25 protein-coding genes are annotated in these 21,731 nt (G+C 63.9%); all 25 read right to left on the bottom strand.

Annotated features, from left to right (window positions below):
- Window positions 1-8 precede the first annotated feature (8 nt).
- Window positions 9-593 carry a transglycosylase SLT domain-containing protein gene (locus XH91_RS07890; protein ID WP_128950055.1) on the bottom strand — a complete coding sequence of 195 codons (585 nt, stop codon included), beginning with the start codon at window positions 591-593 and terminating at the stop codon, window positions 9-11.
- Complete coding sequence (gene fliK, locus XH91_RS07885; protein WP_128950054.1) at window positions 544-1,872, bottom strand: flagellar hook-length control protein FliK; 1,329 nt, start codon at window positions 1,870-1,872, stop codon at window positions 544-546. The genes XH91_RS07890 and fliK overlap by 50 nt, the downstream gene beginning before the upstream one ends.
- Window positions 1,869-3,053 carry a chemotaxis protein gene (locus XH91_RS07880; protein WP_128950053.1) on the bottom strand — a complete coding sequence of 395 codons (1,185 nt, stop codon included), beginning with the start codon at window positions 3,051-3,053 and terminating at the stop codon, window positions 1,869-1,871. The genes fliK and XH91_RS07880 overlap by 4 nt, the downstream gene beginning before the upstream one ends.
- Window positions 3,050-4,369 (bottom strand): MotB family protein, encoded by a 1,320-nt coding sequence (locus XH91_RS07875; protein ID WP_128950052.1) that lies wholly within the window; start codon window positions 4,367-4,369, stop codon window positions 3,050-3,052. Before XH91_RS07875 ends, XH91_RS07880 begins: the two co-directional genes overlap by 4 nt.
- A 6-nt stretch (window positions 4,370-4,375) precedes the next feature.
- Window positions 4,376-5,083: a FliH/SctL family protein gene (locus XH91_RS07870; RefSeq protein ID WP_128950051.1), complete on the bottom strand. Its 708-nt coding sequence runs from the start codon at window positions 5,081-5,083 to the stop codon at window positions 4,376-4,378.
- Complete coding sequence (gene fliF, locus XH91_RS07865; protein WP_164934212.1) at window positions 5,080-6,705, bottom strand: flagellar basal-body MS-ring/collar protein FliF; 1,626 nt, start codon at window positions 6,703-6,705, stop codon at window positions 5,080-5,082. Before fliF ends, XH91_RS07870 begins: the two co-directional genes overlap by 4 nt.
- A 285-nt stretch (window positions 6,706-6,990) precedes the next feature.
- Entirely contained in the window at window positions 6,991-7,899 is a 909-nt protein-coding gene (locus XH91_RS07860; protein WP_128950049.1) for a flagellin N-terminal helical domain-containing protein, read from the bottom strand.
- Between the two features lie 292 nt (window positions 7,900-8,191).
- Window positions 8,192-9,100: a flagellin N-terminal helical domain-containing protein gene (locus tag XH91_RS07855; RefSeq protein ID WP_128950048.1), complete on the bottom strand. Its 909-nt coding sequence runs from the start codon at window positions 9,098-9,100 to the stop codon at window positions 8,192-8,194.
- A gap of 272 nt (window positions 9,101-9,372) precedes the next feature.
- Window positions 9,373-10,278, bottom strand: a complete 906-nt coding sequence (locus XH91_RS07850; protein WP_128950047.1) for a flagellin N-terminal helical domain-containing protein — start codon at window positions 10,276-10,278, stop codon at window positions 9,373-9,375.
- A 256-nt stretch (window positions 10,279-10,534) separates the two neighbouring features.
- Window positions 10,535-11,275, bottom strand: a complete 741-nt coding sequence (gene fliP, locus XH91_RS07845) for a flagellar type III secretion system pore protein FliP (protein WP_128950046.1) — start codon at window positions 11,273-11,275, stop codon at window positions 10,535-10,537.
- Entirely contained in the window at window positions 11,272-11,715 is a 444-nt protein-coding gene (locus XH91_RS07840; protein WP_128950045.1) for a flagellar basal body-associated FliL family protein, read from the bottom strand. Before XH91_RS07840 ends, fliP begins: the two co-directional genes overlap by 4 nt.
- 30 nt (window positions 11,716-11,745) lie before the next feature.
- Window positions 11,746-12,441, bottom strand: a complete 696-nt coding sequence (gene flgH / locus XH91_RS07835; RefSeq protein WP_128950044.1) for a flagellar basal body L-ring protein FlgH — start codon at window positions 12,439-12,441, stop codon at window positions 11,746-11,748.
- Complete coding sequence (locus XH91_RS07830; RefSeq protein ID WP_128950043.1) at window positions 12,441-13,196, bottom strand: MotE family protein; 756 nt, start codon at window positions 13,194-13,196, stop codon at window positions 12,441-12,443. The genes flgH and XH91_RS07830 overlap by 1 nt, the downstream gene beginning before the upstream one ends.
- A gap of 67 nt (window positions 13,197-13,263) precedes the next feature.
- Entirely contained in the window at window positions 13,264-14,394 is a 1,131-nt protein-coding gene (gene flgI, locus XH91_RS07825) for a flagellar basal body P-ring protein FlgI (protein ID WP_128950042.1), read from the bottom strand.
- A complete protein-coding gene (gene flgA / locus XH91_RS07820) occupies window positions 14,391-14,867 on the bottom strand; it encodes a flagellar basal body P-ring formation chaperone FlgA (RefSeq protein ID WP_245470847.1) in 477 nt (158 codons plus the stop codon). Before flgA ends, flgI begins: the two co-directional genes overlap by 4 nt.
- A 13-nt stretch (window positions 14,868-14,880) precedes the next feature.
- Entirely contained in the window at window positions 14,881-15,672 is a 792-nt protein-coding gene (gene flgG, locus XH91_RS07815; protein WP_128950040.1) for a flagellar basal-body rod protein FlgG, read from the bottom strand.
- A gap of 18 nt (window positions 15,673-15,690) precedes the next feature.
- Window positions 15,691-16,020 carry a flagellar hook-basal body complex protein FliE gene (gene fliE, locus XH91_RS07810; RefSeq protein ID WP_128950039.1) on the bottom strand — a complete coding sequence of 110 codons (330 nt, stop codon included), beginning with the start codon at window positions 16,018-16,020 and terminating at the stop codon, window positions 15,691-15,693.
- A 2-nt stretch (window positions 16,021-16,022) separates the two neighbouring features.
- The gene (flgC, locus tag XH91_RS07805; protein WP_128950038.1) at window positions 16,023-16,439 is read right to left on the bottom strand and encodes a flagellar basal body rod protein FlgC; all 417 of its coding nucleotides are present in this window, start codon (window positions 16,437-16,439) and stop codon (window positions 16,023-16,025) included.
- Between the two features lie 13 nt (window positions 16,440-16,452).
- Window positions 16,453-16,833 carry a flagellar basal body rod protein FlgB gene (flgB, locus tag XH91_RS07800; RefSeq protein ID WP_128950037.1) on the bottom strand — a complete coding sequence of 127 codons (381 nt, stop codon included), beginning with the start codon at window positions 16,831-16,833 and terminating at the stop codon, window positions 16,453-16,455.
- A gap of 85 nt (window positions 16,834-16,918) precedes the next feature.
- The gene (gene flhB, locus XH91_RS07795; protein ID WP_128950036.1) at window positions 16,919-18,004 is read right to left on the bottom strand and encodes a flagellar biosynthesis protein FlhB; all 1,086 of its coding nucleotides are present in this window, start codon (window positions 18,002-18,004) and stop codon (window positions 16,919-16,921) included.
- Window positions 18,005-18,017: 13 nt separating this feature from the next.
- Entirely contained in the window at window positions 18,018-19,052 is a 1,035-nt protein-coding gene (locus XH91_RS07790; protein WP_128950035.1) for a flagellar motor switch protein FliG, read from the bottom strand.
- A gap of 2 nt (window positions 19,053-19,054) precedes the next feature.
- Window positions 19,055-19,429, bottom strand: coding sequence for a flagellar motor switch protein FliN (fliN, locus tag XH91_RS07785; RefSeq protein WP_128950034.1), 375 nt, complete (start codon window positions 19,427-19,429; stop codon window positions 19,055-19,057).
- 75 nt (window positions 19,430-19,504) lie between these two features.
- A complete protein-coding gene (locus tag XH91_RS07780) occupies window positions 19,505-19,819 on the bottom strand; it encodes a hypothetical protein (RefSeq protein WP_128950033.1) in 315 nt (104 codons plus the stop codon).
- Window positions 19,800-20,741 carry a flagellar motor switch protein FliM gene (locus XH91_RS07775; protein WP_128950032.1) on the bottom strand — a complete coding sequence of 314 codons (942 nt, stop codon included), beginning with the start codon at window positions 20,739-20,741 and terminating at the stop codon, window positions 19,800-19,802. Before XH91_RS07775 ends, XH91_RS07780 begins: the two co-directional genes overlap by 20 nt.
- Window positions 20,738-21,634 carry a flagellar motor stator protein MotA gene (motA, locus tag XH91_RS07770; protein ID WP_164933910.1) on the bottom strand — a complete coding sequence of 299 codons (897 nt, stop codon included), beginning with the start codon at window positions 21,632-21,634 and terminating at the stop codon, window positions 20,738-20,740. Before motA ends, XH91_RS07775 begins: the two co-directional genes overlap by 4 nt.
- Between the last annotated feature and the right edge of the window lie 97 nt (window positions 21,635-21,731).

The following is a 21,731-nucleotide window of genomic DNA, read 5'->3' as shown; positions in this document are numbered from 1 at the left end:
GCACAACTTCATGTCGTCTTCGGTTGACAGAACGCGCGCGCCTTGTCGGTCCACGCGCCGAAGCCGCTGGAAACGAGATGCGCGACGATGTGGCAGACATAGCGCTTCTGCGCCGGCTGATTGTTGGGACCGGCATTGTAGCGGGCGACTGCCATGGTCCAGCTTCCCTCGCGCTGCTTCAGCTCCTTCAGGAATCGCGCGGCGTAGTCGACATTCTTCGCCGGATCGAACATCGCCCGTACCGACGTGAACTTGTCGCCGTGAAAATAGTGGTTGATCTGCATGCAGCCGAGGTCGATCAATTTGATGCCCCTGGCTCGCATCGCCTCGAAGTTCGCGATCGCGTCGTCCATATCCTTGGCGAACACGGTCTGCCCCTCGGCACCGAGTGCGTAGGGATAGAGCGCGCCGCGCCGGCCGGTTTCGGTGAGGCCGACAGCATAAAGGATGCCGAGCGGAATCCCGTGCTGCCGCGAGGCGCGCATCATCTCCCGCTCGCAGGCGCTCGAGGCGTCGGTCGCTGCCGCCCCGGCGGTGCTCGCATTATAGATAAACAGGGCCGCGACGAGACTGCGGCGCCACGTCCTGGTCATGGCGTGCCTCCTGGTTGGGCTGCTGGTCCTGGCGGGGTTGCCGCGCGCCGCCGTCTGATTGACCGGACGACGCGCCCGCACCGCCGAAAGCGCCTTGCGACTGCGATGGATGCTGCTGCTGGCCGGAGAGATGCGGTTGCGCCTGGCCGGATCCCGCCTGGAAGCCGTCGAGCGAACCGTGCTGCACCGGCGCGACGTCGGCGACATAGCCCGCCGACTGCATCAGGTCGCGGATCTGGTCGCGCTGCTGATCCAGCATCGTGCTGGTGTCCTTGCGTTCGGCGGCGAGCTGGACCGACACCTCGTTGCCGACGAGACGAAGACGCATGGTGACATTGCCGAGATCAGGCGGCTCGAGATTGACGGTGAGGATCTTGAGCGGCTGATCCGTGGGACTGTTCTGCGCGCCCACGAGATCTGCCGCGGCGGACGCAGCCGGCGCAGGCGAACTCTTGAGCTCCGACACGACGGCGTTTGCGACCTGCTGGGTCGCGCTGAGTTGCCCAACAGGAGGCAGATGAGTCTCCTGCTGCAACACCGTGACCTTGGTCGTCTCAGGCAAGGCATCGCGGCTCGCGGACCTTGCGGCGCGCTCGACATTCGCCGCGACGGCCTCGAAGCCCGGTGTTGCGGGCATCGCATCTGGTTGACGCGCGCTTGCCTGCGGCATCGCCGCGATCTGTGCGCCTGGAATCTGCCGCCCGTGCACGGCGGACGTATCGCCGCCGGAACGCGCCACAGTCGAAGGCGTGACGGTAGATCGAGCGATGTCTGCCGCCGCCCTTGCATCGCCGATGCGTTGCTTCGCCGCCAAGGGATGCTCGTCCCGGGCCGACGTCTCCTTCTTGTCAACGGACGGCTGTGAAGCCAGCCCTGTCACCACCTGCACGGCAGCAAGCTCTTGCCCCATGATCGCCGGAGGGTTCAATCTGCTCGAGACATCCGCCTTCGCAACCTGATCGGCGCACTCTTGCTTGCTCGACGATTTGGTCTCCTCGGTGCGCTCATGCAGCGGTTCGTCCTTCGACGTGTCACGCTCGGTCAACTGGGTCACGCGCGAACGCGCTGGGGCAACCTTGGTGGTCGTATCGGTCCCCTGATCGTCCAAAGCCCGCTTGGCCATGTTCGAGACGGTGTGGAGCAGATCGTGAAATGAGGAATGGTCGGCAGCTTTCGCGCCCGGTGCTGCCACGCCTTTCGTCGACCGGTTCATTCCCCGCGCAAGGCCTTCGGCGAGACCAGCGAAGAGCTGTCCGGAGGTTTCACTGAGCTTGGTCATGGTCGGTGATCCGTGGTGAGAAGCTCCAGTTCGCCGAGCTGCGACTTCGCACGCGCAAGCATCGCGTTCGACGAGCCGAGATCGATCCGCGCCGGCGTGGGCGGCGGCTTGTCGGCCATCATGACGGCAGCGGGGCCCGTGATCGACTTGCGAACGTCGAGCGCGAGCTGGAGGGTTGCGTTGAGGAGCAGGACGTCGCGTTCGGCCAGCTTCGACCGGTCGAGCGCCTTCAGCTCGGCGAAACCGCCGTCATATTCGTCGGTCAGCGTGCGAGATGCGCCGCGATAGAAATGGGCGCGCTCCCGATCGGGCGTGGCGTCGGCGCTGAGCGCCAGCGCCCGCTCGGCCGCGAGGCTGACGACAGCGAGCTTGCCACGGATCAGCGCGCCGCGCGCAATCACCAGATACAGCTTGAGGCGGCTGGCGCGGTCGACCTGTTCCAGTAGCGCCGCGACCCGTGCAAAACGACCATCGTCCAGCGCCAGGCTCGATTGCGTCAGTCCCGTGGAGAAGCGCTGCCAGAAATCGCCGGCATAGACCGAGTTGTGGTAGTGGCGAATATAGGCCAGCGTCAGGAACTCGAACTTGTCGAAATCTTCGGCTTGCCCGACCAGCAGGATCTCGCGCCGCAGTGCCGCCTCTTCGACAAGCGTGCCCGGCAGCAGCAGGCGTGCATCGTCCAGACGCTCGATCGCCAGCGATGCCTCGGACCTCGCAAACAGCGCTCCCTGGACCAGCGCCACCTGCCCGCCCATGCCGGCCGGGATCGTGCGCGGCTTGACATCCTTGAGCAGGTCCCTCGCCTCGTCCTGCCGTCCCTCGACGTAAGCGAGAGCGCCGTCGAACAGAGCCTTATCGACGTTGATCTTGTCGCGCGGCAGCTTGCGGACGATCTGCGGCGCGCCGCCCGACAGCAGATAGATCACGACCGCCTGACCGTTCTGCGGGTTGCTCCACACGGTCGGATCTGCGGCGAGAAACTTCTCGCCGATCTGGCGGATCAGGGCGATATGGCTGCCATGCGCCGCAGTATCGCCATGGGCGATGCCGTCCTGCACCGCCTGCAGCGCGCGGACCAGCTCATACGGCTCGCCGGACGACAGCGCCGGATCGGAAAAGGCGCGTGTCGCCGTCAGCGACAACAGCATCAACAGCACAGTGCGGAGCAGCGGTCTGGTCACGGACGCTTCTCCCGGATCAGGATTTCGATCCGTCGATTTTGCGCAGCCGCAGGATCGGTCGGAAGTTTCGGCCGCCGGTCGGCATAGCCTTCGACATGCTCGATCCGCTGGGCATCGATGCCGGAGCGGACCAGCATGTAGTAAGCCATCTGCGCGCGCGCCGTGGACAGCCGCCAATTGTCGTAATTGTCGGATTTGTAGGGCCTGTTGTCGGTGTGACCACGTACGATGATCATGCCGCGACGCTTCGCGATGAGCGGACCGATCTTGTCGATGACGCGAACGAGCTCTGGCCGCGGCTCAGCCGAACCGACCGCGAACATGCCGAAACTCGCATCATCGGTCAGGCTGACCAGCAGACCCTCCTCGACCTGGCGGACTTCGGCGACCGGCCCGGCGCCGGCCTTGATGTCCGACAGCGCATCGGCAATCGCCGACTGGAACTGCTTCACCGTCGGCTGTTGGGTCTGGGCGGCGTCGCGCGGCTCGGATTCCTTCGGCCCATCGGTCGGACGCGGCTGCGGCGCGACATTGGCTTGGACGTTCGTTTGCGGGCTCGGCTGCACGCCCGCATCGCGCGCTGAGGATGAAGGTGCCGCGCCCGGCGGCAGCAGCGGCGATATGCTCGTGGACGACCCCTGTGCGTCGGGAGCCACGCTGCCGCCGGCATCATCGATCTTGTCGCGGCGCGGCTCGCCCTGATTTGTGTTGGCCGGATTGTCACGCGCCGAAGCACTCGCCTTCGGCTCGCCTTCCATGATCCTGTCAGCTTCCTTCGAAGCTTCTGGCGCAAGCTTCCAATAGCCGGGATCGAACGGATCACGATAGGCGTCGCCGCCCTTGAGGCCATCCTCTTCGGCAGACGTCAAGGCACCGGCGCGCCGCTGGCCCGAAGCCTGGCTGGAGCTTGCCGCGATCTCGGCGAGCGTCGCATAGGGATCGCGGAATAGGACCTTCTCTTCATAGAAGGGCGGCTTCTCGGCGGTCGGCGAGTCGCCGCGCCGCTCCTCGTTCGGGCCGGCGGGCTGGCGCTTGCCGTCCTGACCGTCGAAACTCGTGGGCTCCTTCTTGGACAGATCCTTCAGACCCTTCGGCGCCGGCGCGTTCTCCGCGAGCTTGATCGGGTTGAAATAGCTCGCAACCACCTGTTTCTGGTCCTGGTTCAGCGCGTTGAGCAGCCACATCACCAGAAAGAACGCCATCATCGCGGTCATGAAGTCCGCGTAGGCGATCTTCCAGACGCCGCCGTGCGCCTTCTCGTCTTCGAAGGCGCTCCGCCGGCGGATGATGACGAGTTCGTGCTTGACTTCCTCCATGGTTCGCTACCGGCGCGCCTCGTTCAGCCGGTCGACCCAGGTCGATATCTGCGTCTCGATCGTGGTCTGATCGGCGAGGACGCGCACCTCGACGGTGTCGGCGGACTTGTATTCGACACCGGTGCGGCCAGCGAGATTGAGCTGCGTCCTCACGAGGTCGATGAGCTCGCTGGGTCCGGTGACGCGGAACACCGACACAGGGGAGCTCGAGGTCAACGCCGCGATCTGCTCGACTAGCGATCCGATCGCCTTGTCGCGGACCGCTTCGGCGAGGAACGGCAGCAATATCCGAGCCACCGAGCTTGCCATGTTGCTCTCAATCTCGCGGCAGGCAGCGTCGAAGCCGTTGACGATCGCGACCGCCTGCTGGTCGGACCATTTGGCCCGCTCCTCGCCCAGCCGGATCGCGCCGCGGACCCGCTCTTCGGCGAGCTTGGCTTCGCCCTCGGCAAGACCGGCGGCATGGCCGCGCCGATAAGCGTCCTCGAGAAGATTGACCGGTGCTGCTTCCGGCGCAGGCGCCGGGGACGGCGGTTGACGTTGCGGCTGCGATGGCCCCTGGCGCTCCTGTCCCTGCGGTTGAGGCTGCGGCTCACGCCGGACCTCCTTCTGCTTCGTCAGAACGTCCTGGATCTTGGGCAACGGAGGCGGCGGTGACTTGGCCCGCCCGTTGGCGTCGAATTGCGTCAGGAGCTTTCCGATTGCCGCGTTCATGCCGCCTCCTCGCGTCGCATCCAGTCCTTAAGAATTGCTGCCGCCTGCATCTGATCGAGGCGAACGATCTGCTCGAGCCGCTTCTGCGGCGTGCGCTGCATCTTGCCTTCGAGGTCTTCGACAAGGTTGAGCTCGGGGTCCTGGCTCTCGGCCAAGGCGAGGGCAGAGGCGGCTTCGAGCTCAGCGGCTTCGGCCGCCTCGCTCTGCTCCTGCGCCGCGCGATGGGTCAGAATGCCGTTGACCGCGGGCCGCAGCCCGAACCAGACCAGCATCGAGGCGACGGCCAGGATCGTCACCGCGTTGATCACGCTGCCGAGCTGCTTGTTCATCATCTCGACGAAGCTGATCGGCGGCACCGGCGCCAGATCGCGCGAGCCTTCCACGAAGTCGACAGCCGTCACCTGGATCTGGTCGCCGCGCGTCTTGTCCAGTCCGCCGGCGGTCGCCGCGAGCTGGCTGATCTCGGCGAGCTTGCTGTCGACGATGGCCTGGTTGGTTTTGTCGCCAAGGTCGGCGACAAGCCGTGTACGATTGACCAGCACCGCGATGAAGAGTTTCTTGATCGCGTAGCCGTCGCTCACGGTTGTCGTGGTCTTGGACGAGACCTCGAAATTGGTGACGTCCTCACGGCGCGTCTTGTCTTCGCTGGAACTCTTGGTGCCGCCGGCATTGACCTGCTGATCCGGCAGGTTCTGCTGCACGGTGGTCGGCGTCGAGCGGTCGGCGTTCGATGACTTCTCGTTTTCGCGAACGTTGCGTACCGAACGCTCGGCGCGTGTCTCCGGATCGTACACAGTCTCGTTGATCTGGCGCTTGTCGGTCGACAGCTGGGGCGCGACGCTGACCTCGAAATTGTCCAGCCCCAGATAAGGCGTCAGCGCCTTACGAATGTTCTCCTGCACCATTCCGCCGACGGTCTTCTGGAGGTTTGCCATCTTGGTCGGCGCGGCGCTGGCTTCGTCGTCCTCCGCCAGCAGCATCGAGCCGTCGGCGTCGAGCACCGTGACCTTGTCGCGCGTCATACCGGGAATGGCGGCCGCGACGAGGTGGCGGATCGACTGCGCCGTCCGCGCCTCGAGCGCCCCGTCGGTGCGCAGCACGACCGAGGCAGAAGGCGGTTGCTGCGTCGCACGGAACGATCCGCGCACCGGCATCACGATGTGCACTCGCGCCGCCTTGACGCCCTTCATCAGCTGAACGGTGCGTGCGATCTCGCCTTCAAGTGCGCGAAGTTTGGTAACCTCCTGCATGAAGGAGGTCAGTCCGAGCGATCCGATCTTGTCGAACAGTTCGTAACCGGAATTTGCGCTGGTTGGCAGCCCCTTCTCGGCGAGCAGCATTCGCGCCTGCGCGGTCTGGCTTGGTCGCACCGAGACGGCGTCACCGGCCGCGTTGATGTCAAAGGTGATGTTCTGCTCGCGTAGCGCGGCCCCGATACGCGTCACGTCCTCGCGAGTGAGACCGGTGTAAAGCGTTTCGAATTCGGGCCGGCTCAGATAGTAGGCGCCGCCGACCACGGTGACGAGGACGGCGAAACCGATCAATCCCAAGGCCATCAGACGTCGCGGCCCAAGTTCCAGCAGATTGTTGAGCAGCTGCTGTAGCTGCGCGCGACTGAGCATATGACCTCGTACCAATGCGAATGGTGAGGACACTCCGCTGCCAACCTTGTCTGAAGGTTGCGCGAACACGTGAAGACGTTGCTTCGCGGGACGCATTGCAGTTTCGCAGGACGTTCAGGCGCCTCAACCGGTGCAACGGCAACGAGCGGGCGCCCGCGCGAACGACACGTTGCTTCGCCGTCTGGCGTCACGACATCAATTGCGGGCACGTCATGTGCCCTCACGTCCGCCGATCACGGCGGGACCGCGCTCCCTGGGGAGCACGGTCGCTTTCGGAGCCGAAGCTTACTTGAACAGCGAGAGGATGCTCTGGCTGTTCTGGTTGGCGATCGAGAGCGCCTGGACGCCGAGCTGCTGCTGGGTCTGGAGCGCCTGCAGGCGGGTGGATTCCGCATTCATGTCGGCGTCGACGAGCTGACCGACACCGCGGCTCACCGAGTCCATCAGGGTCTTGACGAAGTCTGTGTTGGTCGCGAGGCGGTTCTTCACGGCGCCGAGGTCGGCAGCGGCAGAGGCCACCGAATTGATCGCGGCCGTGACCTGCGTGATGTAGGAGTCGAGCGTGCTCTGGTCGGTCGCCGAATCGGTCAATGTGCCGATGTTGATCGTATCGACCGACGCGCCGGCACTCACCTTGTCCAGGATGCCGCCGGTCGCCGAGGTGTAGAGCGAGTAATTCGAGATGGTCAGCGTGATGGAGCCGATGGTCGGCGTGCCACCGACGCGCGAGAACGACGACACCAGGTCGAAGGTCGCCGGCGTCGCCGTCGTCGTGCTCAGCCAGTTGACGCCGTTGAAGGTTGCCGCGGCGGCGGTGCCTTTCATCTGCTGCTGGATCTGGGTGATGTCGGCCTGGATCTTGGTGCGGTCGATGCCGGCGGTCTTGGCTTCGACCAGCAGCGACTGCAGCTTGGTCAGGCCGCCGGTGCTGTCGCCGACCACCGCGGTCAGAGCGGTGTATTCGGTGTCGACGGTCGCAGCCGACAGACCGAGCGAGTCGGAGACCGCGGAGAGCGCGGCGTTGTCGGCGCGCATCGAGGTTGCGATCGACCAGTAAGCGGCGTTATCCGACGCGGTAGCGACGCGCTGGCCGGTCGAGATGCGGTTTTCGGTGGTCTGCAGGCTGGAGCTGACATTGCGCAGCGTCTGCAGCGCGGTCATGGCGGCAGAGTTGGTGAGAAGGCTAGAACTCATGTTGGACGTCCCCTGAAAACGAAATTGAAATTGTTGGGACATACCGGGCTTGCACCGGTACGACGGGACGGCATCATGCCTTTGGGCCGCGAAAAAGCGCGCTCAACCTGTCGTAACGGCGGCGATAGCACGCGAAGTTTGCGCGAAGCTTGTGGCGCCGTGACTGCACCGGAGGGGAACGAGACAGTTCGAGGCGGCGATTCGAGGTTCTCCTGGCGCGCGAACAACGCGTCTCGAAATGAAAAGAGCCGCGCTTCGCGAGAAGCGCGGCTCCCTTAGGTCGTTTTCAGGCTTAGCGGAACAGCGAGAGGATGCTCTGGCTGTTCTGATTGGCGATCGAGAGCGCCTGGACGCCGAGCTGCTGCTGGGTCTGGAGCGCCTGCAGGCGGGTGGATTCCGCATTCATGTCGGCATCGACGAGCTGGCCGACACCGCGATTCACCGAGTCCATCAGGGTCTTGACGAAGTCGGTGTTGGTCGCGATGCGGTTCTTCACGGCGCCGAGATCGGCGGCGGCCGAAGCCACCGAGTTGATCGCGGTAGTGACCTGCGCGATGTAACCATCGAGCGTGGTCTGGTCGGCTGCCGAGTCGGTCAGCGTGCTGATGCTGATCGTGTCGACCGATGCACCGCCGCTCACCTTGTCCAGGATGCCACCGGTCGCCGAGGTGTAGAGCGAATAGTTCGAGATCGTCAGCGTGATGGAGCCGATGGTCGGCGTGCCACCGACGCGCGAGAACGACGAGACCAAGTCGAAGGTCGCCGGCGTCGCCGTCGTCGTGCTCAGCCAGTTGACGCCGTTGAAGGTCGCCGCATTGGCGGTGCCCTTCATCTGCTGCTGGATCTGGGTGATGTCGGCCTGGATCTTGGTGCGGTCGATGCCGGCGGTCTTGGCTTCGACCAGCAGCGACTGCAGCTTGGTCAGGCCGCCGGTGCTGTCGCCGACCACCGCGGTCAGAGCGGTGTATTCGGTGTCGACGGTCGCAGCCGACAGACCGAGCGAGTCGGAGACGGCGGAGAGCGCGGCGTTGTCGGCGCGCATCGAGGTTGCGATCGACCAGTAAGCGGCGTTATCCGACGCGGTAGCGACGCGCTGGCCGGTCGAGATGCGGTTTTCGGTGGTCTGCAGGCTGGAGCTGACATTGCGCAGCGTCTGCAGCGCGGTCATGGCGGCGGAGTTGGTGAGAAGGCTAGAACCCATTTTGATGTCCCTTTGAAGATCGAGTTGTTTTTGGGGACATACCGGACTTGCACCGGTACGACAGGGCGGCGTCATGCCTTTGGGCTGCGCAAAAGCGTTTGAGGGCCCAACCTGTCGTACGGCGACCGTAACGCTCGAAGCTTGTGCGAGGCTTGTGTCTCTGTGTCTCCGCCGCAACAGCGCAAACTAAGTTGAGACGTGCGCAGGATATTGCGCCAAACGAAAGGGCCGCACTTCGCGAGAAGCGCGGCCCCCTCGGAAGGTCTTCAGATTTAGCGGAACAGCGACAGGATGCTCTGGCTGCTGCTGTTGGCGATCGAGAGCGCCTGAACGCCGAGCTGCTGCTGGACCTGGAGGGCCGACAGGCGGGTGGACTCCTGGTTCATGTCGGCGTCGACGAGCTGGCCGATACCGCGTGTCACCGAATCCATCAGCGACTTCACGAAGTCGGTGTTGGTCGAGATGCGGTTCTTCACGGCACCGAGGTTCGCGGCGGCGGAAGCCACCGAGTTGATCGCGCCGGTGACCTGCGCGATGTAACCATCGAGCGTGGTCTGGTCAGCCGCCGAGTCGGTCAGCGTGGAGATGTCGATCGTGTTGACCGAAGCACCGCCGCTCACCTTGTCGAGGATGCCGCTGGTGGACGAGGTGTAGAGCGAGTAGTTCGCAACGGTCAGGCTGATGGCGCCGGTGGTCGGCGTGCCGCCGACGCGGGAGTACGACGACACCAGGTTGACCGTCGTCGGCGTGGCCGTCGTGGTGCTGAGCCAGTTCACGCCGTTGAAGGTCGCCGCGGACGCGGTCGCCTGCATCTGCTGCTGGATCTGGGTGACGTCCGCCTGGATCTTGGTGCGGTCGATACCGGCCGTCTTGGCTTCTACCAGCAGCGACTGCAGCTTGGTGAGGCCGCCGTTGCTGTCACCGACAACCGAGGTCAGAGCGGTGTATTCGGTGTCGACGGTCGCCGCCGACAGCCCGAGCGAGTCCGAGACCGCGGAGAGCGCAGCGTTGTCGGCCCGCATCGAGGTCGCAATCGACCAGTAGGCGGCGTTGTCCGAAGCGGTCGAGACGCGCTGGCCGGTGGAGATGCGGGTCTGCGTGGTGGCGAGTTGGGAGCTCACAGACCGGAGAGTCTGGAGAGCAGTCATGGCGGTCGAGTTCGTAAGCAGGCTTGACATTGCGAATGTCCCTTGATGTACGCGTTACATTTTCACGAGGGGACATACCGGGCTTTCACCGGTACGGAGGGGCGGCATCATGCCTTTGGACTGATGTGGGTGGGGTCCAACCCGCCGTGCCGCATTGCTAGCACGCCGAATCTTGCCTCCGGATTAAGGCCGGCTTGAATTCTTCAGCAAAATCATATGGTTAATATTACTCTTCACTAACCTTAACGATTTTCGCTCAACGATTTTCGCCGGCCGCTGTTCGCCCTCACGAGAACGATCGCACCAGTCCGGACGCAAGCAGATTCCAGCCGTCGATCAGCACGAAGAACAGCACCTTGAACGGCAGCGCGAGGATCGACGGCGGCATCATCATCATGCCCATCGACATGGTCAGTGTCGCAACGATCATGTCGATGACGAGGAACGGAAGGATGATGAGGAAGCCGATCTCGAACGAGCGCCGAAGCTCGGAGATCATGAAGGCCGGGATGATGACGCGCATGTCGATGCGCTTGTCGTCGAACTTTTTGCGAAAGCTTTCCGCCGCGAGCGACTCGAATGTCTGCAGGTCCTTGTCACGGACATGTGCCAGCATGAACTCGCGGAACGGATCGCTGATCTTCAGATAGGCCTCCTCCTCCGAGATCTCGTTCTTCATCAGCGGCTGCACGCCGGTCTCCCAGGCGCGATCGAAGGTCGGCGCCATGACGTAGAACGTCATGAACAGCGCAAGGCTGATCAGCACCAGGTTCGGAGGCGTCGTCTGGAGGCCGAGCCCGGCGCGCAGGAACGACAGCGCGACCGCGAAGCGGGTAAAGCTCGTCACCATGATGAGCAGCCCCGGTGCGACCGACAGCACCGTCAGCAACGCCATCAGCTGGATGATGCGGCCGCTGGTCGAGCCGTTGCCCGGCGGCAGCAGCGAGTTGAGGTCCGGGATCTGGGCGAATGCCACTTCGGGCAGCACGACCAGCAGCAAAGCCAGCAGCAGGACTCTCAATTTCACTGGATCACCAACGTCTCTATGATCAATTCCCGGACCTTGCCGGACGAGCGGATGCTGGCGCGTTCGGACAGGTCGTCGCGCAGATGCTGAAGCCCGCGCGAGCCTTCGAACTGCGTGACCGAGGCGGAGCGCAGATAGGTGACGATGTCCTCGCTGATGTGCGCGGCGAGGATGCCGGCATCCTCGTCGCTCATGCTGTCGGTCACCATGGAGGCCTCGACCCTGGCCCAGTTGTTGGCCGGCGCCGCAAGATTGGTCACGATCGGTGACAGCTTTCTGAGCCGTGCGCTGCCGGAGTAGCTCGACGCGATCGGCGGCGGGGTGGCCCCCTTCCTTGCATCGGCGACGCGTTCGGCCGCAGCGAACAGATGCAGGCCCGCGAGCGCGCCGGCGCCGATCGCAACCAGGGTCAGCACGACGATGGCGGCAATCAGGCGCATGACGTTATCTGCCTCCATGACGCGCGAGCCTCAGAACGGTGCCACGGCATCATAGATCCGGTGTCCCCATCCTGGTTGCTGCACGTCAGATAGATTTCCGCGACCGCCATAGGACACGCGCGCCTCGGCGATCTTCTCGTAGGAGATGGTGTTGGTTCGCGAAATATCGCGCGGGCGCACGATGCCGCCGACATTGAGCACGCGCATCTCCGTGTTGATACCGAACTCCTGCGAGCCGCTGATCATCATGTTTCCATTCGGCAACACGTCCGTGACGACGGCGGCGATGGAAAGCTTGATATCCTCGGAGCGGTCGATCTGGCCGTTGCCCTTGATCTGCGTGTTGGTGTTCAGATTGGCGTTGGTCTGGCCCTTGTCCTGCCATCCTGCAACGTCCATCAGCCAGTTCAGTCCGAACTGGATCTGCGAATCTCGCGAGCGGCCAGTCTTGTTGTCGAGCTTCGCCTTGTCCTGCATCGAGATGATCACCGTCACGACGTCGCCGACGCGGCGCGCACGGGGATCGCGGTAGAGATCGGTACCGTCGTCCCAGGTCGAACGATAACTGACGGGCGTACGCATGCGGGGTGTCACCGGAATAGGCTCGGCCGGTGTCCTCAGGCCGCTGCCCACGGGCGATAGCTTCGGGCCGGTCAGGATTTCCGCTGGATCATGCGAGCAGCCGACAAGAAGCAACAGCGACAGGATGAGGAAAGGCGTCTTCATTACTTGGTCTTTCCGTCATCCACGCGACGCATTCCACCGAGCAGGTCAGCGAGATGCGCCGCACGCCCGGTCTCCATCTCGTTGAAAATTGCGCTCGAGCTTCTCGGACTCAGCTTTGCAAGAACCGCTGCGGCCGTCTCGTCCGCCATGCCGGCGATCTGGGTCGCGGCCGCGTCCGGCTTCATGCGCGAATAGATTTCGACGACGTTAGCTTCGGCCTTCTTCAGGAAGTCGCCGCGGAGCGCCATCCACTTCTCATATTCCGCCCGCTTGGCCTCGACTTCTGCGATCCGCTCGCGCAGCAGGCTCTCGGCCTTCTCCAGCTCTTTCAGCTGCCAGGCGAGCCTGGCGTCGACGGCGGGATCGGCCACATTGCTACAGAACAGCGCGACTTCGTTGTCTGCGGAAGCAGTGGCCTGAGCCGGCACCGGCTTCTGCGGCGCCGCGCCACTGCCTGACTTCGCCGGACGAATCGGCGCGGGAGCCGGTGCCGGCGGCGGCGCCTCCGGCACGGCACCGGTGGTGGCGGGCCCCGCATCCTCGGCCGCCCATGCCGTGGCCCGCGAATTATCGCCTGACGCAGGCGTCGCCTGTGCGTGCGGCTTCTGCGGCCCGGGCGCACGCGCACGCACGAAGGACAGCAGATTGAGCGGCCTCGACGACCTCGGCTCGTCCAACGCGAACGTTGGCGAAGTGTTCGCGAGCACGAACACCGCGGCCAGAAGGAGTTGCGCTTTGTGATCCAGCTTCAGCATCGGTCCGCGTGCGATTCCCGGTCAGGATCCGAGCATTGAGCGACCAAGCTTGCAGGACGCTTGCGCATCATTGCACGATGACTTCGGCCTGCAACGCGCCGGCCGTCTTGATCGCCTGGAGGATCGCGATGATGCCCGATGGTTTCAGTCCGATCTGGTTCAATCCGCGCACAAGGCGCTGGAGATCGACGCCGCTCAGGATCGCCACCTGCGATCCGGCTTCGTTGGCCTCGACCACGGTCTGGGGCACGACGACCGTCTGGCCTTGCGAGAACGGCGCCGGCTGCGACACCACGGGCAGCTCGGTCACGCGAACCGTCAGATTGCCGTGCGTGACGGCAACGGTCGAAATTCGCACATCTCGCCCGATCACCACCGTGCCGGTGCGTTCATTGATCACGACCCGCGCGGGCGTGTCAGGTTCGACGGTCAATTCACCGATCTCGGCGAGAAAGCGGACCGGACCGACATAGCGCGGTTTGGACAGGACGATCGTCCGGTAGTCGCGCTCGAAGGCGATCTGTGCACGATAGCGTCCACCGGCATAGCGGTTGACGGCGTCGAGGATCCGGGTCGCCGTGACGAAATCTGGGTTCTTCAGCTCAAGCACCAGGAACTCCATCTCGTGGAGGTTTCCCTGCACCTCGCGCTCCACCAGCGCGCCGTTCGGAATGCGGCCCGCGGTCGGCGTGCCCTGGCTGACGTTCTGGGCCTGTCCCCCGACGCTGTAACCGGCGACGGTAACCGCACCTTGCGCCACGGCGTAGACGGCACCGTCGGCGGCGCGCAGCGACGTCATCACCAGGGTGCCGCCGAGCAGCGAGGTCGCATCGCCCAGCGACGACACCGTGACGTCCATCCGTTCGCCCGGCCCGATCGAGGGCAGCAGGTCCGCGGTCACCATCACGGCGGCGACGTTGCGGGTGCGCAGCGTTGTCGGCCGCGACTGATTGTTGGTGCTGCTGGTCTCGTTGCGGACATTGATGCCCATGTTCTCGAGCATCGACTGCAACGACTGTTCCGTGAACGGCGCGTTGCGCAGCGTATCGCCGGTCCCGTTGAGCCCGATCACGAGGCCGTAGCCCACGATCTGGTTCTCGCGCAGGCCCTTGATATCGGCGATGTCCTTGATGCGAACGGCGGCCTGGGCGCTGGCGGCGGAGACGATGAGAAGGAGAGCAAGCAGGACTCTGGTCATGACCCGTCCGCAACCTTGACAGTGCCGTCTGGCTGGACGATGGCCCTGATGATCACGCCAGTATCGGTGTTTCGCACGGTGATGAGCGAGCCCGGCGCACCCGACTGCATCGCCGCACCATAAGCCACGATCGACAAGCCGGAGTCCTCGACCACGACCTTCACCGTGGCGCCGCGGGCGATGGTCCAGGGATCCTCCACTGAATTGGTCGGGATCGGCTGACCCGGCAACAGCGCCCGCCGCGCCATGCGGCCGACGAGGACCTGACGTCCTTCGACGAACATCGCGACACCGAGCGCATTCTGGTCGAAGTTGCGTTCGGTGATCATGTCCTCCCTGATCAGCTCGCCGGCGCGGATCGATACCGCGGGCACGGGAAGCCGCTTCTCGTCTGCGGCGGCGCACCGCGCGAAGACCAGAACCAGCAGTGCGGCGGCCAACCCGCGCACGATCAGGCCCACCCTGTTCAACATGGACACACCGGAACTAGCGACTGAGACCCTTCGATACCGTCGAGGCCATATCATCCGACGCCTGGATGACCTTGGCGTTCATCTCGTAGGCGCGCTGCGCCGAGATCAACTCGGTGATTTCCTTGACGGGATCGACGTTCGAGGCTTCGAGATACTGCTGGTTGATCTTGCCGTAACCGGCATCGCCGGGGAGACCAACGACCGGTGCGCCCGACGCCGTGGTCTCGCGATAGAGGTTGCTGCCGAGCGGCTCGAGGCCAGCCTCGTTGGCGAAATTGGCCAGGTTGAGCTGGCCGATCTGCCGCGGATTGACCTCCGTATCCAGCTTGGCGAACACTTGGCCGGTCTGGTTCACGGTCACCTGCACCGTCCCCTGTGGCACCGTGATGTTGGGATCGAGCAGGTATCCGTCCATCGTCACCAGCTGGCCGGTCGCGTTGGTGTTGAACGATCCCGCGCGCGTGTATTGCACCTCGTTGTTCGGGCCCAGCACCTGAAACCAACCCCGACCGTTGATCGCGAGGTCGTACGGATTACCCGTCTGCGTCAGCGCACCCTGGATGTGCAACTTGCGGATCGCCGCCGACTTGACGCCGAGGCCGAGATTTGAGCCCTCCGGAATCGGTGAGGCGCCGTTCACATTTGCGACACCCTGCATGCGGTCCATCTGGTAGAACAGATCGGTGAATTCCGCACGCGCGCGCTTGAACGACGTCGTGTTGATGTTGGCAATGTTGTTCGCGATGACTTCGATGTTGGTCTGCTGGGCATTCATGCCCGTGGCCGCGATGGCGAGCGATTTCACTTATGTCACTCCTTCAGATCAAATCGACATCCGAACGACTTCCTGGTAGGCCTGCACGACCTTGTCGCGAACCGCGACCGCGGTCTGCAAGGCCTGCTCGGCCGACATCAGTGCCTCAACGACTTTTCGCGTCGATTCCTTGCCCTGCATCGCCGAGATCGACGCGGCTTCGCCCGCCTTCAACGTCCCGATCGCGTCCGTGGTCACCTGCTTCATCACGGAATCGAAGCCGACATCGTCAGCGGACTGAACGGCAGACGCTCCCGTTGGCGCAATGGCCTGCGTCTCGGTGGCGCGAGAGGCCGCCTGCCCCGCCGTGATCGCGGTGGATGAAATCGCCTCAAGCATTGTCAGCTCCTCAGTAGATCGATGGTCATGCCGAGCATCGATCTCACCTGCTTCACGACCTGGAGATTGGCTTCATAGGAGCGGTTGACTTCGCGCATGTCGGCCATTTCGATCATCATGTTGACGTTGGGCATCTTGACGTAACCGGCCTTGTCGGCCGCGGGATGCCCCGGGTCGTACTCGACGCGGTACGGCGTGGTGTCGACCCCGATTTCCTTGACCTTCGCCAGCTGCGTGCCGGAGGCTCGATCGAGCTCAGCATCGAAGGTGATGGTCTTGCGCTGATAGGGATCGGCCCCCGCCGTGCGCCCGGTCGACGTCGCGTTGGCAAGGTTTTCCGAGACGACGCGCATGCGCGTCGATTGCGCCTCGAGCCCCGAACTCGCGACCGTCAATGAAGCTGATAGAGCGTCAAGCATGTCGGTTCACACCTCAGGTCTTCGCGCTGGTCAGGACCATGCGATTGAACGAGCGCACGATCGCCGAATTCATCGAGTAGTCGCGATTGACGTCGCTGCCCTTGATCATCTCCTGCTCCAGGCTCACGGAGTTTCCGGAGTGGACAACATCCCAGCTGTCCTTCTTTGCGACGGCCCGCGTGTCGGTTTCGGCCGGGGACAGCTGCATGTGGGCTGGCGAGGTCGTGGCCAGCCTGACCGGCACCGCGTCGAGCACCTTGTTGAACGGTTCGACGTCGCGCGCCTTGAAGCCCGGCGTATTGGCATTGGCGACATTGGTGGCAATGGTCGACTGACGAAGCTCGAGCCAGCGTGCCTGCGAGGATGCGAGTTCGAAGAGATAAAGCGGTCCCACGACGGCCCCATTATGGTTCGTTGGAGAGAACCCTAGGGCGTTAAGCTTTCGTCAAGCTGTTGCGCGGATCACCATCCCGGAGATTCTACTGAACTTTCGCGGGCCGCGGCGCCTGCTTCGATTGAAGGAAATAGATGATCTCGGCGACGGGGCGGAAGAATTCGGCGGGGATCACCTGATCGACCTGCACCGCTTCGTAGAGCGCACGGGCGAGCGCCTTGTTCTCGATCACCGGAATCTTGCTCTGCTCGGCGACCTCGCGAATCTTCAGCGCGATCACGTCCATGCCCTTGGCCACCACGAGCGGCGCCGGGTTTTCGTCCCGGTCGTAGCGCAACGCGATCGCGAAATGCGTCGGATTCGCGATCACCAGCGTCGCGCGCGGCACGGAAGCGATCATGCGCTGGCGCGATCGGTCGCGCGCGAGCGAACGCAGACGCGCCTTGATCAGCGGATCGCCTTCCGCCTGCTTGTGCTCGTCCTTGATCTCTTGCCTCGTCATTCGCAGCTCGCGCCGCCAGTGGAAGCGCGCCCAGGCGAGATCGATCGCGACCAGCACGATCGTCGCGATGCAGATCGCCGACACGATCCGCATCGCGATGGTGAGAATCATCTCGGGCAATGCGACCGGATCGGTGTACATCGCCTCGAACGCCCTCGCCTCCGACGAGCGCAACACGAAGCAGACGACTGATGTCACCGAGACGAGCTTGAAAATCGATTTGCCGAACTCCACCAGACCCTGAGCCCCGAAGATGCGGTTCCAGCCGCTTACTGGAGAGATTCGCGACAGATCCGGCATGATACGGTCGAGCACCAGGTTCGGCGCGTTCTGCAGCAGCGACGCTGCCAGCCCGAACACCGCCAGGATCACGACCAGCGGCACCAGGAACCGCAGCGCATCGAGACCGACTACGGTGAGTAGGTTCTGCGCGTCCGCACCGGTATGAAGCGGGAAACCGTCGGGATCGTCGAGAAAGCTTCTCAAGGTCGGCATCAGTTGCTGCACGCCCTGACCGATGAGGAAGGACAGAATCACCATCAACGCCGCAATGGACGCGAACAGCGACGCCTCCCGAGAGACCGGAATCTTGCCCTGTTCGAGCGCATCGCGGACTTTCTTCTCGGTCGGCTCTTCTGTCTTGCTCTCCTGGTCGGATGTCTCTGCCATGCCCGTTCGGCGGTCAGCGGAAGACCAGCTCGTCCTCCTGATCGGGGTTGAGCTCGATTTCACCCTTCTCGGCCAGATCGAGGGCGAGATCGGTGATGACGCGACGCGCCTCGAGCACGTCGCGCTGGTTCGATGGCTCGCCGATGGCAAGTTCGGACTCGACGACGCGGCGAACGCGCGATGCGACCGCGGACAGGATCAGCTCGCGGAAATGCTTGTCGGTGCCCTTCAGCGCCACGACGATGCGGTCGGTCGGTACCTGGTCGAAGATCATGGTGCGCGCCTTCGGCGCCAGGTTGATGACGTCGTCGAAAGTAAAGAGCAGCTCCTTCAGCACTTCGGCCGACTTCGGCCGCTTTTCCGACAGGCTCTTCAGCATGTCCTCGATATGGCCACGCTCCATCTTGTTGATGATGTCGGCGACCCGCGCGTAGGTATCCGCGCCGAGGTTGCGGGCGAAATTGAGCGTCAGATCTTCATGCAGCGTCTTCTCGAGGACCTTCATCGCGTCGTCGACGATCGGCTTGAGGCTGAGCACCCGCCGCATCAATTCGTTGCGCAGGCTCGACGGCAACTGGCTCATCACCTTGGCGGCGCAAGACGGCTTGACCTTGGACAGGATCAGCGCCGCGGTCTGCGGATGCTCCTTGGAGAGGTAGGTCGCCAGCGAGTTTTCCGACACCGACGAGACGCGGTCCCACACCGACCGACTCGAATTGCCGAGCAGGTCCGACATGATCGCCGTGACCTGGTCGGCGGGAAGCACGTCGCCCAGCACGGCCTCGAGCCCGCCCAGCGTGCCGAGAATGTTGGCGCCCATCGAGAACTGCTGGGCAAACTCCTCGACAATCGACTCGAGCTCCTGCGCCGTGATCGGCCTCAGCTCGGCTGCCGCCTTGGTGACGATGCGAATGTCCTGCGGCTCGAACTGCGCAAGCACGCTGGCGGCCGCCTGACGACCCATGGCCAGCAGGAGCGCCGCGACCTTTTCCGTTCCGCCCAGCGTGGCAACGCCGCGCTGCTTGATGGGAGCGACCGGTGCCGCCATGATCAGGAATCACCCTGCCCCAGCGGTCCGACGATCTCGGTCAGCGAAACGCCGAAGCGGGAATTGTCCTCCTCGACGACGACCACCTCTCCGCGGGCAACGACGCGGCCGTTGACCACGACGTCGACGGGCTCGCCGACGCGGTGGTCCAGAGGAACGACAGCACCGCGGCCGAGCTTCATCAGATTGGCCACCGGAATGGTCGCCGATCCCAGCACCACCTGCATGGTGACGGGAATGCGCAGGATCGCATCCACATTGGCGAACTTGCCCGTCTCCTCGGCGGTGCGGGCGGCGATCTCCGCCAGCCGCTCGAGCGGAGAGGTGTCGGCATCATCCGATGCAGTTGCAGTTTCGTAGTCGAAGGATTGCGCCATCTGGTATCGCCTCTTGGTAGTTCCGCTCCCGGAGCGTCGCGACGTTCCGATCTATCTCTTCGGCCGCTGCCGGCCTCAATGCTTGTTGGCCTCGGGGCCGTTCACGATGACAGTGCCCTGCAGCCCGCTGCGCGCATCGAGCGCCGCGATCGCCTCATGGGCCTGATCGATCTTCGCACCCAAGACGTTGGCGAGCCGGCCGAGATTTGCAGTGGAATCGTGCGCCGCGGTGATCACGGTGTCGAAGGCGCCGGCGGTCTCGTGGACGATGCTCGAGAACTCGCCCTGATAGCTGCGCAACTTCGCCAGCTCCCGGTGCATCCGGGTGACCCGCATACTGGTGAAGGCCAACGCGATCAGCAGGACCGCATCAACGAGATAGGATATCATCGACGAACTCCCGCTTCTGATCGACGGGATCTGCCACCTGCATGGCGTAATAGCCATCGAGCTGGCCGATCTGGCACCAGAACAGCACCTGGTTGTTGCTCTCGAGCCGCGCCAGCGTACGCGGCGTAGCCTCGAGTTCCAGGACTTGCCCCACCTTGAATTTGACGACGTCCTCGAGGGTGATCATTTTCTCGTCGAGCACGGCGCTCAGCGTCACCTCGGTGCGGTGAACCTCGCTCTCCATCTGCTCGCGCCAGCGCGGATCGGCCGCGCCGCCTTCGCTGACGACGACGTGGGCGAGCTTCTGCCTGAGCGGGTTGAGCGCGGAGTGCGGAATGATCAGGAACATCTGGCCGCCGCGATAGAGCGCCTGCAGCATGATGTTCGCACAGATCGACATGTTGCCGCTGCGCCCGATCGCGAGCGACGCCATCGCCGTCTCGACCCGCTCGACGCGGAAGGTGACGTTGGAGGTGCCGGCGAACGCCGCTTGCAGCGACTTGGCAAACCGGTCAAACAGCGCCTGAACCAGGCGTATCTCGATATTCGAGAAGGTGCGTTCGACATCGAGCGGCGGCTCGGCGCCGTCGGAGCCGAACATCGCCTCGACCATCGTGAACACGAAATCGCGGTCGAGCATGATGATGACGCGGGAGTCCCACTGCTCGGCATAGAGCACGGCGGCGACCGCATTGCCCTCGTAATCCTTGATGATGTCGCCGACGCGGTCGTTGGTGATGCCGTTGACCGAGAAGTAGCAGGGCGTGCCCGCGATCGGCTGCAGGCTGTCCGTACAGGATGCCGCCATGCGATCGAAGATCACATTGAGCATCGGCATGCGTTCGATCGAGATGCCGGCCGCGTCCAGCAGATAGTTCGGCAGCTGCTTGCGCTGATCGACCTCGACGTCTTCCATCGTCATGCGCGTGCAGCCTTGGGTTCAGTGTCGGTCACGACGGCCTTGGGACCTGCAATCGTCTCGTTCTCGACGACGTCGATCGAGGGCCGCTCGGAGCTCGCGATCATCTTGCGACCGTGTTCGACCGCGATCTGCGGCATGGCACCGTTCATGAACGCCAGCAGGGTCTGCTTGACGATGATGTATGGCCGGCACTTCTTCTCGCGCGTCATCTTGATCTTCAGCGCGAAGGGCGAAATGATGCCGTAGGACAGGAAGATGCCGGCGAAGGTGCCGACCAGCGCCGCGCCGATGAAGCCGCCGAGCAGCTTTGGCGACTGGTCCAGCGCACCCATGGCCTTGATGACGCCGAGCACCGCCGCGACGATGCCGAGCGCCGGCAGCGCCTCCGACACCACCACCAGCGCATGATAGGGGGTCAGCTTGCTCTTCACGATGGTGTGGATTTCCTCGTCCATCAGCGCCTCGATCTCATGGGTACGGGCATTGCCCATGATGATGAGGCGCACATAATCGCAGATGAACTGGAGCAGAGACGGGTCACCGAGCACGCTCGGGAACGCCTTGAAGATCTCTGAGGACGAGGGATCGTCGATATGCGCCTCGACCTCGTTGCGGCCCTTGCCGCGCAACTCGCGCATCAAGGCATGGAGCGCACCGAGCAGGTCAAGGTAATAGCGCTGGCCCGGCACCGCACCGCTGACGGCCTGCATGCAGGCGACCCCGGTGTCCACGACCGTCTTCCACGGATTGGCCACGATGAAGGTGCCCACCGCGGTGCCCATGATGATCACGAACTCCCACGGCTGCATCAGCACGGCCAGGTGCCCGCCCATGGCGGCAAATCCGCCAAGCAGTGCTGCCACCGTGATGACAATCCCCACGAAACTGCCCAACGCGCCGCTCCATCGCCGATCCCATCGGGAATACCTAGTCGGCGACGCTTGCGTGAGGCTGGCTTGCGCCTCGCCAGCCCCGCGCAAGCAATTCGCG

This window comes from Bradyrhizobium guangzhouense, assembly GCF_004114955.1.
GTDB lineage: Bacteria > Pseudomonadota > Alphaproteobacteria > Rhizobiales > Xanthobacteraceae > Bradyrhizobium > Bradyrhizobium guangzhouense.
Note: the sequence above shows the minus strand (reverse complement) of the source record. Positions and strands in the feature narration are given on the sequence as shown.

Coding starts and splice junctions, on each gene's coding strand:
- XH91_RS07780 (WP_128950033.1), bottom strand. CDS start 19,819: ATGATATCCTATCTCGTTGATGCGGTCCTGCTGATCGCGTTGGCCTTC.
- XH91_RS07775 (WP_128950032.1), bottom strand. CDS start 20,741: ATGACGATGGAAGACGTCGAGGTCGATCAGCGCAAGCAGCTGCCGAAC.
- fliK (WP_128950054.1), bottom strand. CDS start 1,872: ATGACCAAGCTCAGTGAAACCTCCGGACAGCTCTTCGCTGGTCTCGCC.
- XH91_RS07840 (WP_128950045.1), bottom strand. CDS start 11,715: ATGCGCCTGATTGCCGCCATCGTCGTGCTGACCCTGGTTGCGATCGGC.
- XH91_RS07870 (WP_128950051.1), bottom strand. CDS start 5,083: ATGAACGCGGCAATCGGAAAGCTCCTGACGCAATTCGACGCCAACGGG.
- flgA (WP_245470847.1), bottom strand. CDS start 14,867: ATGTTGAACAGGGTGGGCCTGATCGTGCGCGGGTTGGCCGCCGCACTG.
- XH91_RS07890 (WP_128950055.1), bottom strand. CDS start 593: ATGACCAGGACGTGGCGCCGCAGTCTCGTCGCGGCCCTGTTTATCTAT.
- XH91_RS07850 (WP_128950047.1), bottom strand. CDS start 10,278: ATGTCAAGCCTGCTTACGAACTCGACCGCCATGACTGCTCTCCAGACT.
- XH91_RS07790 (WP_128950035.1), bottom strand. CDS start 19,052: ATGGCGGCACCGGTCGCTCCCATCAAGCAGCGCGGCGTTGCCACGCTG.
- flgH (WP_128950044.1), bottom strand. CDS start 12,441: ATGAAGACGCCTTTCCTCATCCTGTCGCTGTTGCTTCTTGTCGGCTGC.
- XH91_RS07830 (WP_128950043.1), bottom strand. CDS start 13,196: ATGCTGAAGCTGGATCACAAAGCGCAACTCCTTCTGGCCGCGGTGTTC.
- flgC (WP_128950038.1), bottom strand. CDS start 16,439: ATGCTTGACGCTCTATCAGCTTCATTGACGGTCGCGAGTTCGGGGCTC.
- flhB (WP_128950036.1), bottom strand. CDS start 18,004: ATGGCAGAGACATCCGACCAGGAGAGCAAGACAGAAGAGCCGACCGAG.
- fliF (WP_164934212.1), bottom strand. CDS start 6,705: ATGCTCAGTCGCGCGCAGCTACAGCAGCTGCTCAACAATCTGCTGGAA.
- fliE (WP_128950039.1), bottom strand. CDS start 16,020: ATGCTTGAGGCGATTTCATCCACCGCGATCACGGCGGGGCAGGCGGCC.
- XH91_RS07855 (WP_128950048.1), bottom strand. CDS start 9,100: ATGGGTTCTAGCCTTCTCACCAACTCCGCCGCCATGACCGCGCTGCAG.
- flgI (WP_128950042.1), bottom strand. CDS start 14,394: ATGACCAGAGTCCTGCTTGCTCTCCTTCTCATCGTCTCCGCCGCCAGC.
- XH91_RS07860 (WP_128950049.1), bottom strand. CDS start 7,899: ATGAGTTCTAGCCTTCTCACCAACTCTGCCGCCATGACCGCGCTGCAG.
- XH91_RS07875 (WP_128950052.1), bottom strand. CDS start 4,369: ATGGAGGAAGTCAAGCACGAACTCGTCATCATCCGCCGGCGGAGCGCC.
- fliN (WP_128950034.1), bottom strand. CDS start 19,429: ATGGCGCAATCCTTCGACTACGAAACTGCAACTGCATCGGATGATGCC.